The sequence below is a fragment of the Methylocystis sp. JAN1 genome (assembly GCF_052186135.1).
In the GTDB taxonomy this organism is placed as follows: domain Bacteria; phylum Pseudomonadota; class Alphaproteobacteria; order Rhizobiales; family Beijerinckiaceae; genus Methylocystis.
On record NZ_CP181499.1, the window covers coordinates 3,788,710 to 3,806,353 of the forward strand.

At 65.5% G+C, this 17,644-nt stretch carries 11 protein-coding genes; 6 read left to right on the plus strand and 5 right to left on the minus strand.

All coding sequences use genetic code 11. The features are described 5' to 3' along the window. Nucleotides 1-109: 109 nt before the first annotated feature. Both ACNHKD_RS18175 and ACNHKD_RS18180 read left to right on the plus strand, forming a co-directional pair. Complete coding sequence (locus ACNHKD_RS18175) at nucleotides 110-2,521, plus strand: penicillin-binding protein 1A (protein ID WP_442754889.1); 2,412 nt, start codon at nucleotides 110-112, stop codon at nucleotides 2,519-2,521. 76 nt (nucleotides 2,522-2,597) lie between these two features. Further along, nucleotides 2,598-3,392 (plus strand): enoyl-CoA hydratase, encoded by a 795-nt coding sequence (locus ACNHKD_RS18180; protein WP_442754890.1) that lies wholly within the window; start codon nucleotides 2,598-2,600, stop codon nucleotides 3,390-3,392. Nucleotides 3,393-3,419: 27 nt separating this feature from the next. Here the strand turns inward: ACNHKD_RS18180 and ftsH are convergent, their stop codons facing one another. From ftsH to ccmA, 3 genes are all read right to left on the minus strand, one after another. After that, nucleotides 3,420-5,294: an ATP-dependent zinc metalloprotease FtsH gene (ftsH, locus tag ACNHKD_RS18185; protein WP_442754891.1), complete on the minus strand. Its 1,875-nt coding sequence runs from the start codon at nucleotides 5,292-5,294 to the stop codon at nucleotides 3,420-3,422. 128 nt (nucleotides 5,295-5,422) lie between these two features. Continuing rightward, nucleotides 5,423-6,094 (minus strand): heme exporter protein CcmB, encoded by a 672-nt coding sequence (gene ccmB / locus ACNHKD_RS18190; RefSeq protein WP_442754892.1) that lies wholly within the window; start codon nucleotides 6,092-6,094, stop codon nucleotides 5,423-5,425. Beyond that, the gene (ccmA, locus tag ACNHKD_RS18195; protein WP_442754893.1) at nucleotides 6,091-6,753 is read right to left on the minus strand and encodes a heme ABC exporter ATP-binding protein CcmA; all 663 of its coding nucleotides are present in this window, start codon (nucleotides 6,751-6,753) and stop codon (nucleotides 6,091-6,093) included. Before ccmA ends, ccmB begins: the two co-directional genes overlap by 4 nt. A gap of 502 nt (nucleotides 6,754-7,255) precedes the next feature. Between ccmA and ACNHKD_RS18200 the strand changes: the two genes are divergently transcribed. The 4 genes from ACNHKD_RS18200 (at nucleotide 7,256) to ACNHKD_RS18215 (ending at nucleotide 11,882) form a co-directional block, all read left to right on the plus strand. Continuing rightward, nucleotides 7,256-8,500 carry an aminotransferase class I/II-fold pyridoxal phosphate-dependent enzyme gene (locus ACNHKD_RS18200; protein ID WP_442754894.1) on the plus strand — a complete coding sequence of 415 codons (1,245 nt, stop codon included), beginning with the start codon at nucleotides 7,256-7,258 and terminating at the stop codon, nucleotides 8,498-8,500. A 357-nt stretch (nucleotides 8,501-8,857) separates the two neighbouring features. Next, the gene (locus ACNHKD_RS18205; protein WP_442754895.1) at nucleotides 8,858-9,997 is read left to right on the plus strand and encodes a hypothetical protein; all 1,140 of its coding nucleotides are present in this window, start codon (nucleotides 8,858-8,860) and stop codon (nucleotides 9,995-9,997) included. A 243-nt stretch (nucleotides 9,998-10,240) separates the two neighbouring features. Continuing rightward, a complete protein-coding gene (locus ACNHKD_RS18210; RefSeq protein WP_442754896.1) occupies nucleotides 10,241-11,233 on the plus strand; it encodes a fatty acid desaturase in 993 nt (330 codons plus the stop codon). 4 nt (nucleotides 11,234-11,237) lie between these two features. Further along, nucleotides 11,238-11,882: a sterol desaturase family protein gene (locus tag ACNHKD_RS18215; protein ID WP_442754897.1), complete on the plus strand. Its 645-nt coding sequence runs from the start codon at nucleotides 11,238-11,240 to the stop codon at nucleotides 11,880-11,882. Nucleotides 11,883-12,047: 165 nt separating this feature from the next. Here the strand turns inward: ACNHKD_RS18215 and ligA are convergent, their stop codons facing one another. Both ligA and ACNHKD_RS18225 read right to left on the minus strand, forming a co-directional pair. Next, a complete protein-coding gene (gene ligA, locus ACNHKD_RS18220; RefSeq protein WP_442754898.1) occupies nucleotides 12,048-14,162 on the minus strand; it encodes an NAD-dependent DNA ligase LigA in 2,115 nt (704 codons plus the stop codon). Nucleotides 14,163-14,500: 338 nt separating this feature from the next. Continuing rightward, complete coding sequence (locus tag ACNHKD_RS18225; protein ID WP_442754899.1) at nucleotides 14,501-17,374, minus strand: EAL domain-containing protein; 2,874 nt, start codon at nucleotides 17,372-17,374, stop codon at nucleotides 14,501-14,503. Between the last annotated feature and the right edge of the window lie 270 nt (nucleotides 17,375-17,644).

The window sequence follows — 17,644 nt, forward strand, 5'->3', positions numbered from 1 at the left end:
GTCGCCCCAAGGCAGGCCGGCCGCGCCCTGCGAAACGCGGCGAACCGGCGCCATATAAGTCGAGGCGATGAGCCACGGGCCCTCCCCGCCCGCTGAGAGGAAGATATTCATGCGACTTCTCGCAAGGTTTCTAGGCTTTGTGTTCGCCACAGGCGCGATCGTCTTCCTGATCGGGTCCGTGGCGGTCGCGGCGCTGGTCTATTATTATTCGAAAGACCTGCCGGACACGGCGCAGCTTCGAAACTACGAGCCGCCCGTCACGACGCGCCTGCACGCCAATGACGGCTCCATCCTCGCGGAATATTCGCGCGAGCGCCGCCTGTTTCTGCCCAGCTCGGCCATTCCCGCGCTCGTGAAGCAGGCGTTCATCTCGGCCGAGGACAAGAATTTCTACACGCATAACGGCGTCGATCCGGAAGGCGTGACCCGCGCGTTGATGGTGCTCGCGCAGGGCGGCCGCCATGTGCAGGGCGCCTCGACCATCACCCAGCAGGTGGCCAAGAACTTCCTCGTCGGCAATGAGCGCTCCATCGACCGCAAGATCCGCGAGGCGCTGATCTCGTTCCGCATCGAGGCGGCCTATTCCAAGGAGCGCATCCTCGAGCTCTATCTCAACGAGATCTATCTCGGCCTCGGCAATTACGGCGTCGCCGCCGCCGCGCTCAATTATTTCAACAAATCGGTCAATGAGCTGACGCTCGCCGAAGCCGCCTATCTCGCCGCCCTGCCGAAGGGTCCGAACAACTACCATCCCTTCCAGCATCGCGAGCGCGCCATCGAACGCCGCAACTACGTCATCGACCGCATGGAGGCCGACGGCGTCGTCACGCATGACGAGGCGGAAAAAGCGAAGGCCGAGCCGCTGGGCGTCAATCCGCGCGCACTCTCGCCCAACACCTATGTCGCCGGCTTTTTCGCGGAGGAGGTGCGCCGCGACCTGCTCGGGCGCTTTACCGAGAAGGGGCTCTATGAGGGCGGCCTCTCGGTGCGCACGACGCTCGACCCCAAGATGCAGGCCTGGACCCGCAAGGCGCTGGCCGACGGCCTCGTGCGCTTCGACGAGGCGCATGGCTTCCGCGGCGCGATGAATCATATCGACGTCTCGTCGGACTGGGGCGTGCCGCTCGCCGCCATTCCGGCGCTTGGCGACATCAAGCCTTGGCGCCTCGCCGTGGTGCTCGACGTCAACGAGGCCGGCGCCCGCGTCGGCCTGCAGCCCGGCCATGAGGCCTCGGGCGAAGTCGAACGCGAACGCGAGACGGGCCTGCTCACCGCCGAAGGCATGCGCTGGACGGGCCGCAGCCCCCGCGGCGCCCTCTCGGTCGGCGATGTGATCTATGTCGAGCCCATGCCCGGCAATCCGGGACGGTTCCGCCTGCGCCAGATTCCGGAAATCTCCGGCGCGATGGTGGCGATGGATCCCTATACGGGCCGCGTCTTCTCCATGGTCGGCGGCTTCTCCTTCGACCAGTCGGAGTTCAACCGCGCGACCCAGGCGCTGCGCCAGCCGGGCTCGTCCTTCAAGCCCTTCGTCTACGCCACCGCGCTCGACAACGGCTATACGCCGTCCTCCTCGATCCTCGACGAGCCCATCTCGATCCAGCAGGCGGACGGCAGCTACTGGACGCCCGAAAACTTCGAAGGCGGCCACGGCACCGGCGCGCATCCGCTGGATCACGGCGTCGTGCACTCCAAGAACATGATGACCGTGCGCCTCGCCAAGGACGTCGGCATGCCGCTCATCGCCGAATACGCCAAGCGCTTCGGCGTCTATGACGATATGGGCCCCTATCTTTCGCTCTCGCTCGGCGCGGGCGAGACCACGCTGCTCAAGATGGTGACGGGCTATTCCATGTTCGCCAATGGCGGCAAGCGCATCAAGCCGACGCTCATCGACCGCGTTCAGGACCGCTGGGGCAAGACGATCTATCGCCATGACGAGCGCCAGTGCCTGGGCTGCGACGCGGCGAAATGGGACAGTCAGAACGAACCCAAGCTGATCGACAAGCGCGAGCAGGTGCTCGACCCGCTCACCGCCTACCAGATCACCTCCATCATGGAGCATGTCATTCAGCGCGGCACGGGCGTGTCGATCAAGACGGTGGGCAAGCACCTCGCCGGCAAGACGGGCACGACCAACGACGCGAAGGACCTCTGGTTCGTCGGCTATTCGCCGGACCTCGCCGTCGGCGTCTATATCGGCTACGATCGGCCGCGCTCCATGGGCAGCCACGCCCAGGCCGCGCTCTTCGCCGCGCCGATCTTCCGCGACTTCATGACGCTGGCGCTGAAGGACAAGCCGGACACGCCGTTCCGCGTGCCGCCGGGCATCAAGCTGATCTCGGTGAACCCTGGAAGCGGCCTGCGCACGACGAGCGGCGGCGAGCTCTGGGCCTTCAAGCCGGGCACGGCTCCGCCGGACTCCTATTCGGGCGGCGGCGGCGGAGACGGTCCCCGCCAGCTCAACACCCAGCACGACGTCGACCAGAGGGTCGGCACGGGGACGGGCGGGCTTTACTGATCCATCCGAGCGGCCGGAGACAAAAGCCTCCGGCCGCTCTATTTTTCCGTGTTCCATCACGCGGATCGCAGTACGAATGACCGTCGACGCCGACCTCGTCCTTTGCGCTGAAACCGATAACGTCGCCACGCTGACCCTGAACAGCCCGGCCTCGCGCAACGCGCTGTCCCTCGCCATGCTGATGGCGCTTTCGGATCGCCTCAACGTGATTGCGAGCCGCGACGACATCCGCGTCGTGATCCTGCAGGCCGAAGGACCGGCCTTTTGCGCCGGACACGACCTCAAGGAGCTGACGGCCCGTCGCAACGATCCCGATCGCGGCCGCGCCTTCTTCGCCGAAACGATGCGCGCCTGTTCGTCCGTCATGCAACGGATCGTGGCGCTGCCCGTGCCGGCGATCGCCGCCGTGGACGAAATGGCCACGGCCGCCGGCTGCCAGCTTGTCGCGAGCTGCGATCTCGCCGTCGCGGGGCCGCGCGCGCGCTTCTGCACGCCAGGCGTCGATATCGGCCTCTTCTGCTCGACGCCGGCAGTGGCGCTCTCGCGCAATGTCGCGCCCAAGCACGCCATGGAGATGCTTCTGACGGGCGCCCCCATCGGCGCCGAGGCGGCCCTGCGCGTCGGCCTCGTCAGCCGCGTCTCCGCCGACGGCGCCCGCACGGGCGCGAAAGCCCTCGCGGCAGAAATCGCGCGGAAGTCGCCGCAGGCGATCCGCTTCGGCAAGCAGGCCTTCTACGCCCAGCGCGAGAAGCCGCTCGGCGAGGCCTATGAGCTCGCGAGCGCGGTGATGGTGGAGAACATGCTGGCGGCCGACGCGCAGGAAGGGATCGCGGCGTTTCTCGGGAAGCGGGAGCCGAACTGGCGCCTGTGATCACGCCGGGGGACCTGACGCGGCGTTTTACGCGCCGGCGTCGCCCGGACGCTCAACGCCGAGACCGGGCGACGGCGCGGCGGTCTTCAGCGCAGCGCTTATTTGGTCGAGATCAGCCTCGCTGAATGTTTCCTTTTCAAGGAGGCGTTCTGCGGAATCGCGATGAATCGAGGCATAGGCGGTCAGGATCGCCGTCGCCCGCTCAAACGCCTCTTCGACGAGCCGGCTGATCGCCTGGTCGATCCGGGCGGTGGTTTGCTCGCTTATGTCCGACTGCCGGCTCGCAAGCTCCCGAAGGTCCAGATAACGTGGACGATCCACGACGAAAGAGGCCTGCCCGATCTCCTTCTCCATCCCGTAGCGGGCGACCATCGCGCGCGCCATTTCCGTCGCACGCTGAAGATCGTCCGCCGCCCCCGTCGTCGCTTCTCCGAAAACGAGCGATTCGGCCGCCCTGCCGCCGAGAAGCACGGCCATCCTGTCGAGCAGCTCGGCGCGCGTCATCAAATAACGGTCCTCGGTCGGCATCTGCATGGTGTAGCCCAGCGCCCCGAGCCCGCGCGGAATAATCGACACCTTCTTGATCGGATCGACATGCGGGAGCGCCATGGCGACGATGGCGTGGCCCATCTCGTGATAAGCGACGATTCGGCGTTCCTGGGGATTGAGAACGCGCTTGCGCTTCTCGGGTCCCGCGAGGACGCGTTCGATCGCGGCCACGAAGTCGGCGGCGGAAACGGAGACGGCTCCGCGCCGCGTCGCCAGCATCGCCGCCTCGTTCACGAGATTGGCCAGATCGGCCCCTGTGAATCCGGGGGTCATGGCGGCGATCTGCGCCGCGTCGACATCTTCCGCCAATCTGATTTTCGGCAGGTGGACGGCGAGAATGGCGACCCGGCCATTTTTATCGGGCCGATCGACCGAGATCTGACGATCGAAACGCCCTGCGCGCAGAAGAGCCGGATCGAGCACTTCCGGCCGATTCGTCGCGGCGAGCAGCACCACGCCGACCGTGGGGTCGAATCCGTCTAGTTCGCTCAAGAGCTGATTGAGCGTTTGCTCTTTTTCGTCGTGTCCGCCGCTCAATCCGGAAATCCCTCGCGCCCGTCCGAGCGCATCCAGTTCGTCGATGAAGATGATGCAGGGGGCCGTGGCGCGCGCCTGCGCGAAAAGGTCCCGCACGCGCGCCGCGCCGACGCCGACGAACATTTCGACGAATTCCGACCCGTTGATGGAGAAAAACGGGACGCCGGCCTCGCCCGCCACCGCGCGGGCGAGCAGGGTCTTGCCGGTGCCGGGCGGGCCTACGAGAAGAATGCCCTTCGGCACATGAGCGCCGAGCCGACCATAGGTCGCCGGGTCTTTCAGGAATGCGACGACCTCCTGAAGCTCCTCCTCCGCCTCGTCGACGCCCGCGACGTCGCGAAAGCCGATCTTGATGCCCTTTTCGACAAATATCTTCGCCTTGCTCTGTCCGACGGACATGATCGAACCGACGCCCTGTCCGAGGCGACGCGAAAAATAGCTCCAGATGAGGAAAAAGATCGTGATAGGCACGATCCAGGAGAGCAGGGTCGAAATCCAGCCGCTTTCCACGGCGCCCGAATATTTGACTTTCGCCGCCTCCAATTCCTGGGCGAAGTTCGGATCGACCCGCGCCGCGACGACTTGCTTGCGTCCGTCGGGCATGGGCTTTTTCAGCGTGGCGCGCACCGCCCTCTCGCCGACCTCGACCTCCGCGATTTTTCCCTCCCTAAGCATGTCGTAGAATTCGCTGTAGGCGACGACGTCGGTCCGGCCGTACGTCTCGAGAACCTGTTGAAAGACGAGGATGGCGATGAGCGCGAAGAGAAAGAAGGCGACATCGAAGCGAGCCTTGGGTTTTTCGTTCGATTGATTCACGCTGATCGCCTTATCGCGCCTGCCCGCGCGTCACGAGACAGCCGCCGGTTTGCGGTGACAGGGAAGGATTCCGGCCGCTACATTCATCGAACGACGGCGTCGGCTTTTTCGCAGCGCGCCCCATTGGCTCACTCCCCCAAATTCCGCAACGCCGCCGCCGCCGCGAAGGGACACAGCGCCAGCGCGACGAGCGTGATGGCGCAAAGGATCGAGAAGGGCGACAGAAAGGGCACGGTTCCGCCCGTCGCGGCCTCCGAGGCCGACACGCCGAAGATCAGCACCGGAATCGTCAGCGGCAAGACGAGCAGCGCCATCAACAGCCCGCCGCGCCGCACGGTGACGGTCGCCGCCGCGCCGATGGCGCCGATGAGGGTGAGCGCCGGCGTGCCGACGAAGAGCGTCGCGACGACGCCGAGCAGCGCCATCGCCTCCTGTTGCAGCATGAGTCCCAGAAAGGGCGCGGCGATGATGAGCGGCAGGCCCGTCGCCGCCCAGTGGGCCGCGCATTTCACCAGCACCGCCAGCTCCAGCGGGGTTTCGGACAGGTGCAGGAGATCGAGTGAACCGTCTTCCGCATCGGCCTGAAACAGCCGGTCGAAGGCGAGCAGGCTCGCGAGCAGCGCCGCGATCCATAAAATGGCGGGGCCGATGCGGGACAGGAGAGCGGGATCGGGGCCGACGGCGAAGGGCACGATGGTCACGAGCGTGAGAAAGAACACGACCCCCATGGCGCCGGAGCCGCCGACGCGGCGGGCGATGCGCCATTCGCGCAGGAAAAGCGCGCCGACCGGCGAACTCATCTGGTTCCTCCAAGAGCGAGTTCTCCCGCTTCCTCCAGCCCCAACGGCTCATGGGTCGCGGCGACGATGATTCCGCCCAGCGCGCAATGCTCGCGCATCACAGAGGCGAATTTTTCGCGCGACCCCTTGTCCAGCGCCGTCATGGGCTCGTCGAGGAGCCAGACCGGCCGGAAGGCGACGAGAAGCCTCGCGAGCGCCGCCCGGCGCTTCTGGCCCGCGGACAGCGCCCCGAAAGGCGCGCGCAGGGCGTGGGACAGGCCAACGGCGGCCAGCGCGTCCTCGATGGAGCGGCTCAATCGGGCGGCGTCGCGCGCCAGATAGCGCGACCAGAAATCGAGATTCTCCTCGACGGTCAACGCCGCCTTCATGCCGTCGGCATGGGCGAGATAATGCGCCTGCTGGGGTAGTTCGGCCTCTTCGCCGGCGCCCTCCAGCGCCACCGCGCCCCCGGCGCACGGCAGGAGGCCCGCAATCGAGCGCAGCAGCGTCGACTTGCCGACGCCGTTGCGGCCCGTGACGACCAGCGCCTCGCCGCCGGCGACGGCGAAGGTCACGTCCCGCAGCACGGGCCGGCCGCCCCGCGCCACGGCGAGATTCTCCACCCGCAGACGCAGGGCGGAATGGCTGTCGGCATGGGGTCGATGCGGCGTCTCTTCCATGGCGTAGCCAATAAAGAAAGCCGGCCTCAAGCGCCATAGGCGAAGCGAACCGCTGCGCGCCTGAAGGCGCGCGCAGGCTGCTGACAAAGTAGCGGCGACGCCCCTCGTGCTTCGAGACACCTGCTGCGCAGGCTCCTCAGCATGAGGAGCTTTTCCTTCAGCGCCAAATACTTAGGCCTCATCCTGAGGAGCGAGCAAAGCTCGCGTCTCGAAGGACGAGGCCGCCTCGGGAGGTTTGTCAACAAACTGTGCGCGCCTGAAGGCGCGCGGTCCAAAAAGGCGCCCACTGGACCGCGAGCCTTCAGGCTCGCGTAAAAGGGGGGAACCTGCGCACGCCTTCATGCGCCCGATCGCCGTGGGGCTGGAACGCAGGCGCACTGGCGCGCGGGGGCCTGGGGTGATAAGGGACGCGATCAATCTCCGGGCGCCCGATCGCGGCGCCCTGATTCGTCGTGAAACCAAGTGCGCGCGGCGCGCCCGGCATTCAGGGACAGCGAATTCAGTGACGAGACATAGAAGCCTCTCGGATTACGCCTCGCGGAGGTTCCGCCTCGCGGGCAACGCCCTGCTCGAATTCAACAACCCGTTTTTCGCCCAGATCGACAAGCTCAAGGCGGATTTCGAGGCGCAGGGGACGCATTTCGTCAGCTTCGCGAATTACGACTATCTCGGCCTCGCGAACCATCCCCGCATCCGCGAGGAAGCCAAGCGCGAAGTCGACGGGCTCGGCATCGGTGCGCTGGCCTCGCGCCTCGTCGGCGGCGAGCGCACGACGCACAAGCAGTTCGAGGCGGAGATCGCCAGGTTCATCGGCATGGAGAGCGCGCTGGCGCTCGTCTCGGGCTATCTCTCCAACGTCACGACCATCGCCTATCTGATGAACGGCAAGCGCGACGCGATTTTCATCGACGAGCTGGCGCATAACAGCATCGTCTACGGCGCCGAGGGCGCGCCGGCCCATGTCGTGAAGTTCCGCCACAACGACATGGACCATCTCGACCATCTGCTCGCCCGGCACCGCGAGGAATATCGCAACGTCCTCGTCGTGGTCGAAGGCGTCTACAGCATGGACGGCGACACGGCCGACCTGCCGCGCCTCCTTGAAATCAAGGACAAATACAAGATCTGGCTGATGGTGGACGAAGCCCATTCGCTGGGCGTGCTCGGCGAGACGGGCCGCGGCCTCGCGGAGCATCAGGGCGTCGACCCGCAGCGCATCGACCTCATCATCGGCACGCTTTCGAAATCGCTCGCCTCCTGCGGCGGCTATATCTGCGCCCGCAAGGAAGTGATCGAGTGGTTCCGCTTCACGCTGCCGGGCTTCGTCTACAGCGTCGGCTTCTCGCCCGTCGTGCTGGCGGCGGCGCGCGCCGCGCTCGCCCTCATGCAGGAAGAAACCTGGCGCATCGGCAAGCTCGCGCAGAACGCCGAGCTTTTCCGCCAGGTGGCGCATGAGAACGGCTTCTCGACCGGTCCCGCCATCGGGCGCGGCGTGGTGCCGATTCTCTTCGAGAGCGACCTCGAGACCATGTGGGCCGCGCGGCATCTGCTCGAAAAGGGCTTTTACGTGCCGCCCGTCGTGCGCATCGGCGTGCCCAAGGACGGCCCCCGCCTGCGCTTCTTCTTCTCGGCGAACCATACGGAGGCGGAAATCCGCGGCGTCATACAGGCGTTGCGCGACATGCCCCCGGTATCGGAAGAGGCGCAGCGCATCGTGGCCGCCGCCATGGCCGGCGCGGCCGCCTGATTCTTGGGAGGAGAGGGCGATCGAGTGAACGCTGGACATGAGCCAATCCCTCCCCTTTACGAGGAGGGCGGCCCTGCCATAGGGCGTCTGGAAGACGCCCGTCGCAAGCGACGGGCTATGGCAGGGCCGGGTGGGGTTAAACCCCTACCCTATTTATTGCGGCGCGAACCCCGCCCGGCGGTCTTCGACCGCCGACCTCCCCGTAAAGGGGCGGTATTGGCCGCTAATGTCCAAGATTGTTGTTCATCCGATTATCCTGAATGACGGAGCCGGGGCGCTCGTGCGGACCGGCGGCTCAATAGGCCGCGTCATCATGACGCTTTCGCATAGTCCCTCCGGAGGCTTAAGGATTTAGACATGGCGCGAATCGAGATTCTACCGGTCGCAGGGCTGTCGCGCTTTACGACCTTCTGCAAGCTCCCGCGCCTTCTCTACAAGGGCGCGGCCGGCTTTGCGCCGCCGCTCGACATTGAGCGCTGGACGCTCTTCGCCCATATTCTCAACCCGCATTACAAGCTGGTGGAGGATCAGAAGTTTCTGGCCCGGCGGGACGGCGAATGGGTCGGGCGCGTTTCCGCGCATGTCTACAGGGACATCGCGCCCGTCGACGCGAGCCCGGCGCAATTCGGCGCGCTCGACGCCGTCGATGACCTGGAGGTTGTGCGCGCCCTGATCGAGGCCGCCGAGGAATGGCTGAAGGCCAAGGGCGCGACGCGCGTCAACGGCCCCTTCTCGCCGACGATCAACGGCGAATGCGGCATGCTGGTCGAGGGCTTTACGGCGACGCCTATGATCTACATGCCCTGGCATCCGCCCTATCTCTCGCGGCATCTGGAGACGCTCGGATACAGGAAGGCGAAGGACCTCATCTCCTATCGCTACGAGATCGCCGAGCAGGACCTCGCCGAAAAGCCGCGCATCTCCAATCGCAAGGAATGGCGCGACCGGTTGAAGCTGCGCCCGCTCGACATGGCGACGCTCAAGAGCGGCGAAACGGCGCTGATGGAGGATCTCTTCAACGACGGCTGGAGCGGCAATTGGGGCTTCGTGCCTTTCACCAAGGCGGAATTCGACTCCACCGCCGACGCGCTCAAGCTCGTCATGCCGCCGGAATTCGGCATTGTCGTCGAGCTTGACGGCAAGCCGCAAAGCTTCGTCATCGCCCTCCCCAATCTGTTTGAGATTGTCTCGGATTTCGACGGGCGCATCTTCCCCTTCGGCCTGCCGAAGCTCATCTCGCGCATGCGCAATCACAAGTTCAACGCTGCGCGCATCGTTCTGCTCGGCACGCGCAAGGCGCTACAAAACAGCGCCACGGGCGGCGCCATCCTTCTCGCCATGATTGAGGAAATGCGCCGCCGTGGGGCCAGCGCCTCGATCAAACAGCTCGAAGCGGGTTGGGTGCTTGAAGACAACTTCGCCATGCGCAAGCCGATCGAGATGTTCGGCGGCAAGGTCGACAAGGTCCACCGTATTTACGAGAAGCGTTTTAGTTGAGTACAAGCTTGAGGCGATCGGGTGAATGCCGGGCGTGATCCGATCCTTCCCCTTTACGGGGAGGGTGGCCCCGCGTAAGCGGGGTCGGGTGGGGCAAGGCCGCATTCAAGACGTTGCGGCCCGGACCCCACCTGGCGGCCTTACGGCCGCCGACCTCCCCGCAAAGGGGAGGTATTGGGCCAACGACGCCTGAGCGCCATCGACCCGATCACCCTGGTTCCAACCGGAAGGAAGCTAAAGGCCATGAACGGCATTTCGGTCACCGCCCAGGGCGCCGATCGCTCCCATGTCGAGCGCCGCCGGCTGATCCTCGAAAAATATCCGCAGGTGCGCGACCTTTTCGGCAAGGACCCGGTGACCTTCAAGATCACCGCGGGCATTTTCGTCGGCCAGTTCCTCATCGCCGCCTGGATGGGCTGGCTCGGCCTCTCCTACTGGCAGCTGTCGCTGATCCTCGCCATCTGCGTCGGCGCCTTCGCCAATCACGCCAATTTCGTCATCATTCACGACGCGATACACAATTGCGTCTTCGACAGCCCGCTCGCCAACAAATGGACGGCGATCCTCGCGGACCTGCCCAACGCCTTCCCCACCGCGATGGGCTTTCGCTGCTACCACATCAAGCACCACTCGCATCTCTCGGCCTATGACTATGACGCCGACGTGCCGAGCCGTTGGGAAGTCGAGTGGGTGGGCAACAGCGCATGGCGTAAGGCCGCGTGGCTCTTCGCGTTTCCCGCCATCCAGCTCGCGCGCCTGTCGCGGCTGAAGGGCACGGTTCCGATCATGGGCAAATGGACCTATATCAACATCGCCGTGATCGTCGCCTTCGATCTCTTCATGCTTTGGGCTTTCGGCCCGAACGCCCTGCTCTATCTCTTCCTCTCCTTCTGGTTCTCGGTCGGAGGCCTGCATCCGCTCTCCGCGCGCTGGCTGCAGGAGCATTTCGCCTTCGCGCCCGATCAGGGCACGTTCGACTATTACGGCCCGCTCAACAAGGTCGCGCTCAATATCGGCTACCACAACGAGCATCATGACTTTCACGAGATCCCGTGGACGCGCCTCCCGGAGCTGAAGGCCATGGCGCCGGAATTCTATGACGATCTGCGCTGCCACCGATCCTGGGTCGCGCTGCTCGCGACCTTCATCTTCGACCCGACCTATTCGCTCGGCACGCGTTCGGAGAACGTCGCGCAGGCGGCGCATAACGCCTCTGTTCCGGCGGCCGCGGAGTAAGCTTATGACGCAAGAAAGAACCGAAGCGCTCGACGCATCGCCGCGCCTTTTCGAGAGCGATCTTCTCGACAAGCTCTCGCGCGTGCATCACCTCACGCCCGTCGTCATTTATACGCCGATCATTCTCGGGCTGGCCTTCTACTCGCTGTCGGAAGTCGGCCTCGGCCTGCTGCTGCTCGGCTTCGTCATCGGCTATCTGGGCTGGACGCTCACCGAATATTTCGGCCACCGCTACCTCTTCCATACGGTGTTTCCGCTGCCCTTCGGCCTCGGCCCGCGCTTCCAGTTCCTGATCCACGGCGTGCATCACATCTATCCGAGCGACCCGCTGCGCCTCGTCATGCCGCCGCTGCTGTCGGCCCCGATCATGCTGATCGCGCTGACGATCATCCGCCTGATCTTCGGCGGCGCGTTCGGCTGGCCGGTGCTTGCGGGCTTCATGGCCGGCTATGTCATCTATGACTGCGTGCATTACTGGACGCATCATGGCCAGCCGGCCTCCGACTTCGGCAAATGGGTGAAGCGCCTGCACATGCTCCATCATTTTCGCGACGCGGAAAAGGGTTTCGGCGTGCATGCGATCTGGTGGGACTATGTATTCGGCACGGCCTATCAGAAGGGCGATACGCCGGGGTCGAAGGCGGTGTGATCCAAAGAAGAAAGCGTCCGATTTGTGCTGACGCCCCTCGTGCTTCGAGACGCGGGCTTCGCTCGCTCCTCAGCATGAGGGGCTTCTTTTTGCGGGCAATAAGTTAGGCCTCATCCTGAGGAGCGCGCAAAGCGCGCGTCTCGAAGGACGAGGCCGCCTCGACCGTTACCCTTGCCCCGTCCGCACAAACCACTCGTCCTCGCTAATCACCTCGATCCCAAGCTCCTGCGCTTTCGCGAGCTTGGACCCCGCGCCCGGACCCGCCACGACAAGGTCCGTCTTTTTCGACACAGACGCCGCCACTTTCGCGCCGAAGCGCTCGGCCTGCGCCTTCGCCTCGTCGCGCGTGAGGCGCTCCAGCGAGCCGGTGAACACCACCGTCTTGCCGGCGACGGGCGAGGACGACGCGATTTCCGGCATCGGCTCCAGCGTCACCTGCTCCAACAGCGCGTCGATCTCTTTCTCGTTATGCGGCTCCGCGAAGAAGTCGTGCAGCGCCTCGGCGACGACCGGCCCGACGCCGTCGATGCAATCGATGCGCGCGCGCGCTTCCGTTCCGGGCGCCGCCTCGCGCGCCGTCTCGCGCAGGCTCTCGAAATCGCCGAAATGTCGCGCGAGGCGCCGCGCGTTGGTCTCTCCGATATGGCGGATGCCGAGGGCATAGAGGAAGCGGTTGACCGGGATCGTCCGCCGCGCCTCAATCGCCGCGAAGAGATTGCGCACCGAGGTCTCGCCGAAGCCCTCGCGATTCTTGATTTTCGCAAGGCTCGCGCGGTCGCGCTCTTCCAGCGTGAAGATATCGGAGGGCGTTCGGATCAGGCCCTCCTGGAAGAAATATTCAATCTGCTTGTCGCCGAGCCCTTCAATGTCGAAAGCGTTGCGCGAGGCGAAATGCTTGAGCCGCTCGACCGCCTGCGCCGGGCAGACGAGCGAGCCCGTGCAGCGGCGCACGACGTCGGCCGTTCCCGTCTTCTCGTCGATCTCGCGCAAGGCGGCCGAGCCGCAGACGGGGCAGACATGCGGAAATTGATAGGGCTTCGTCCCATGCGGGCGCTTTTCGCGCACCACCTCGACAATCTGCGGAATGACGTCGCCCGCGCGCTGCACGACGACCGTGTCGCCGATGCGAATGTCCTTGCGCGCGATCTCGTCTTCATTGTGGAGCGTCGCGTTCGAAACCACGACGCCGCCGACCGTCACCGGCGTCAGCCGCGCGACCGGCGTGAGCGCGCCGGTGCGGCCGACCTGGATCTCGATGTCGCGCAGGATCGTGGCCGCGCGTTCCGCTGGAAATTTATGCGCCACCGCCCAGCGCGGCGCGCGCGAGACGAAGCCAAGCCGCTCCTGAAGCGCGATGTCGTCGATCTTGTAGACGACGCCGTCAATGTCGTAGCCGAGCGTCGCGCGATCCGCCTCGATCGCATGGTAATGGGCGAGCATTTCCTCGACGCTGCCGCAAAGCCTCGTGCGCGGATTGACCTTCAGGCCGTAGCGCTTGAACGCCTCCAGCACGCCCCATTGGGTCTTCGCCGGCAGTTCGCTCGCCTCGCCCCAGCCATAAGCGAAAAAATGCAGCGGCCGCTCGGCCGTGATCCGCGGATCGAGCTGGCGCAGCGACCCGGCCGCGGCGTTGCGCGGATTGGCGAAGACCTGCCTGCCCGCCGCTTTCTGCCGCTCGTTCAAGGCCGCGAAAGCCGCATGCGTCATATAGACCTCGCCGCGCACCTCCAGCACCTCCGGCGCGCCGTCATGCAGACGATGCGGGACCTCCTTCAGCGTGCGGATATTGGCCGTGACGTCCTCGCCCTCATAACCGTCGCCGCGCGTCGCCGCCTGCGCGAGATGGCCGCGCTCATAGCGCAGCGAGCAGGAAAGCCCGTCGATTTTCGGCTCGGCTGTGAAGAGGATCTCGCCTTCCGGACGATTCAGGAAACGGCGGACGCGGGCGACGAAGTCGCGAACCTCCTCATCCGCAAACACATTGCCGAGCGAGAGCATCGGCACGGCATGCTTCACTTTGGCGAATTTCTCGCTCGGCTTTGCGCCGATCTTTTTTGTGAGGGATTCTTCTGTGGCGAGTTCCGGAAAGGCCTTTTCCAGCGCCTCGTAGCGGCGGCGCGCCGCGTCATATTCCGCGTCGGGAACGAGGGGCGCGTCTTCCTGATAATAGGCGCGATCGTAACGGGCGATGTCCTCGCCGAGCCGGGCATGTTCGGCGCGGGCCTCGGCGGCGCTTAGAGAGTCGACGGGCGCGAGTTCCGGCGCTTTCTTTTTGGTCATGTCGCGATGAAACCCATACCGTCATTGGGCGAGAAGCCATCCAAGCGCTCTGGTTCTGGATGGCTCTGCTGCGCGCGCAATGGCGGGAAACGAAGCGAGAGTGAACAGCCTAGCCTGTTCCTCGGCGGGGAGCGAGAGGCTCCCGGGCAGCGATGACGATGGTCCGCCTTTAGCCGCGTAATACCTTCCCTTTACGGGGAGGTCGGCGGTCGAAGACCACCGGGTGGGGTTCTAACCGTGATGTGCGTGATGGGGCCGGCCCCACCCGACCCCGCTTTCGCGGGGCCACCCTCCCCGTAAAGGGAGGATTTAGCTCGCGCCCAACTTTTCGGGCGCAACTAAGCCGCCGCCTCCGGCGCCGCGCCCACGAGCCGCCGCGCTTCCTGCGCGCTGATCGGGCGCCCGAAGGCGTAGCCCTGCGCATAGCCGCAGCCGAGCTGGTAGAGCTCGATGGCGTCGGCCTCCGTCTCCGCGCCCTCGGCCACGACGTCCATGCCGAGGTCCTGCGCCAGCGCGATGATGGAGCGCAGAATCACGGGCCGCGCGCCCTTGCCGCTCTGCTTCACGAAGGAGCGGTCGATCTTGATCGTGTCGAAGGGGAAACGCTGCAGATAGGCGAGCGAGGAATAACCCGTGCCGAAATCGTCCAGCGAGAGGCCCGCGCCGAGCTCCTTGATGCGCTGGAGCATCTGGGCGGCGTATTCCGGGTTCTCCATCACAAGGCTTTCGGTCAGCTCGAGCTTGAGGCTGCCCTTCATCACGTCATGGCGCAGCAGCACGCTCTTCACGTCGCGCAGCAGATCGTGGCGCAGGAGTTGCCGCGAGGAGACGTTGACCGAGGCGAAGATCGGCGGATCGACGGCGAGGGCCCGCTGCCAGGCGGCGAGTTCGCGCGCCGTGCGTTCCAGCGCCAGCAGGCCGAAATCGATGATGAGGCCGGTCTGCTCGGCGATCGGGATGAATTGCGCGGGCTCGAGGCGCCCGAGGCGCGGATGGTCCCAGCGCAGCAGCGCCTCGAAGCCGGCGATGGTGCGATCCTCGAGCCGCACGATCGGCTGAAAGAAGACCTTCGCCTCGCCGCGCTCCAGCGCCCGGCGCATATCGGCCTCCAGCGTCAGGCGATCGGAGCGCTGCGCGCGCATGGAGGGACGGAAAACCTCGATGCGGTTGCCGCCGGCGCGCTTGGCGTAGCGCATGGCGATCTCCGCGTCCTCCACCATGTCCTCCGCGCCCGGATGCATCTGCTGATCATAAAGCGCGATTCCAATCGAGGCGAAGAGCGCGATCTCGCGGTCCGTGAAGCGCACCGGCGTCGCGAGCGAGCGGCGCACCGAATCGGCGAGATTGATGACGTGATCGGCGTGGCTCTCGGAGGCGAGGATGATTGCGAAGGCGTCGCCGCTGAGGCGCGCCAGCGTGTCCTGGGGCTGCAAGAGGCGCGTGAGGCGGTGCGCCACGGTAAGCAGGATGCTGTCGCCCATGGCGATGCCGACCTGCTCGTTGATCTGCTTGAAGCGGTCGATGTCGATGACGAGCACCGTCGGGCGCACGTCCTTCTCCATGCGCGCGAAGACCAATGCGGCTTCGAGACGGTCGAAGAACAGCTCGCGATTGGGCAAGCCCGTGAGATTGTCGTGCACGGCGTCGTGCAGCAGGCGCTCCTGGGCGTTGCGCTCGTCCGTGACGTCGGTGAGCGTGCCGACGACGCGAATCACCTCGCCATCCGGCCCGACGACCGGCCGCGCGCGCAGACGGTAGCAGAGATAATGGCCGTCCGCCGCGCGGAGCCGGAATTCCTGATTGATGCGGCCGCGACGCTGCTCCAGCAGCGCGTCGAGACAGGCGCGGTAGCGGTCCTGCTCGAAGGGATGCAGCAGATCGAGCCAGGAGGAGGCGGCGCCTTCGAGCCCGCCGCGGTCGAGGCCCAGCGCCGCCTCGATCTCGGGGCTCACATAAATATGGTCCGCGGGCACGTCCCAATCGAAGACGATCTCATTGGCGCCGGTCATGGCCAGCGCCTTGCGCTCCACGTCGCTGATCGCGCCATGGGACAAGCCCCCTGTCGCGAAGGCGTTCTGCATCACCGTGAAGCCGATGAGCATCACGATGAGCACCAGGCCGCCGACAAGCGCCGGCGAGACGAGGTCGTTTGTCATCCAGCCGGCGACGGCGAAGCCCGCCGTCGCCACCCAGACGACAAGCAGGAACCAGGTCGGGATCAGCATGATCGCCCGGTCGAAGCCGTGCGAGGCGAGATAGAGCACCAGCACGAAGCCGACGACGGCGACGGTCGCGAGCGAGATGCGCGCGACGCCGGCGGCGACGGGGGCGTCAAAAACCGCCAGGCCGACGAGGTCGAGGAGAATGAGAAGCCACAGCGCGGCGACATGCCAGGCGCGCACATGCCAGCGATTGAGATTGAGATAGGCGAAGAGAAACACGACCAGCGTCGCGGAAAGCACGGTCTCGGCGCCCGCGCGCCAGATGCGGTCGGCGTCGGCGCCGGAGCCGAAGATCTTGTCCCAGAAGCCGAAATCGATGCAGACATAGGCCAGCACCGCCCAGGCGAGCGCGGCCGCCGCAGGAAAGATCACGGCGCCCTTCACCACGAAGACGATGGTGAGGAAGAGGGCGAGGAGACCGGCGATGCCGATGACGATGCCCTTATAGAGGGTGAGGCTCGTCACCTTGTCCTTATAGGCCTCGGGCTCCCACAGATAGAGCTGGGGGAGATTCGGCGTGCGCAGCTCGGCGACGTAAGTGACGGTCGTGCCCGGATCGAGCGTCAGGCGGAACACGTCCGCGTCGGCGCTATCCTCGGCCTCGGGCGGGAAGCCCTGGCTCGCAGTGATGGCCGAAATGCGCGTGGAGCCGAGATCGGGCCAGATCACGCCCGAGCCCTGCAGGCGGAAATGCGGCGCCACGATCAGGCGCTCGATCTGCTCGTCCGTGTCGTTCGTCAGCGCGAAGACGATCCAGTTCGGCCGGCTCCCGGCCTCACGGGCGCCGACTTCGATGCGGCGCACAATGCCGTCGGACCCCGGCGCCGTGGAAACCTGCAGCCGGTCGCTCTGCGAATTGTGCTTTTCCACGACATGGGTGAGGTCGATCGCCTTGGCGCCCTGCGGCACGCGGACGGATTCAACGGCCAGCGCCGCGGCGGTGGAGATCAGGAGGGCAAAAAGGGCGATCAGAAGCTTTTGGAGACGCACATTCTCTTCTCGGCTGCGGCCTGCTAGCTGGCGCTCGACCCCGCGAGCGCCTGTTCATTATTCTCTGATCACGGTCAAGGCGCGACAATTGCTAGGCCAAAAAATGCGACTTGCGGCTCTCCGGCGCCCGGACGCCCAGGCCCCCGGACGAAGCCGACGCCGCGCCCCCAGGGCGTCGCAACCGGCGAGGGTTTCTCCTAAATTCAGTAGAGCCTCCGCCGCCGATCCGCAAGTCGATTCAAACCGGCCAAAATGCGGTATGGTCTTTGC

Excerpts from the sequence above, each read along its gene's own strand:
- ccmB (WP_442754892.1), bottom strand. The coding sequence starts at position 6,094 with ATGAGTTCGCCGGTCGGCGCGCTTTTCCTGCGCGAATGGCGCATCGCC.
- ligA (WP_442754898.1), bottom strand. The coding sequence starts at position 14,162 with ATGACCAAAAAGAAAGCGCCGGAACTCGCGCCCGTCGACTCTCTAAGC.
- ACNHKD_RS18175 (WP_442754889.1), top strand. The coding sequence starts at position 110 with ATGCGACTTCTCGCAAGGTTTCTAGGCTTTGTGTTCGCCACAGGCGCG.
- ccmA (WP_442754893.1), bottom strand. The coding sequence starts at position 6,753 with ATGGAAGAGACGCCGCATCGACCCCATGCCGACAGCCATTCCGCCCTG.
- ACNHKD_RS18210 (WP_442754896.1), top strand. The coding sequence starts at position 10,241 with ATGAACGGCATTTCGGTCACCGCCCAGGGCGCCGATCGCTCCCATGTC.
- ACNHKD_RS18205 (WP_442754895.1), top strand. The coding sequence starts at position 8,858 with ATGGCGCGAATCGAGATTCTACCGGTCGCAGGGCTGTCGCGCTTTACG.
- ACNHKD_RS18215 (WP_442754897.1), top strand. The coding sequence starts at position 11,238 with ATGACGCAAGAAAGAACCGAAGCGCTCGACGCATCGCCGCGCCTTTTC.
- ACNHKD_RS18180 (WP_442754890.1), top strand. The coding sequence starts at position 2,598 with ATGACCGTCGACGCCGACCTCGTCCTTTGCGCTGAAACCGATAACGTC.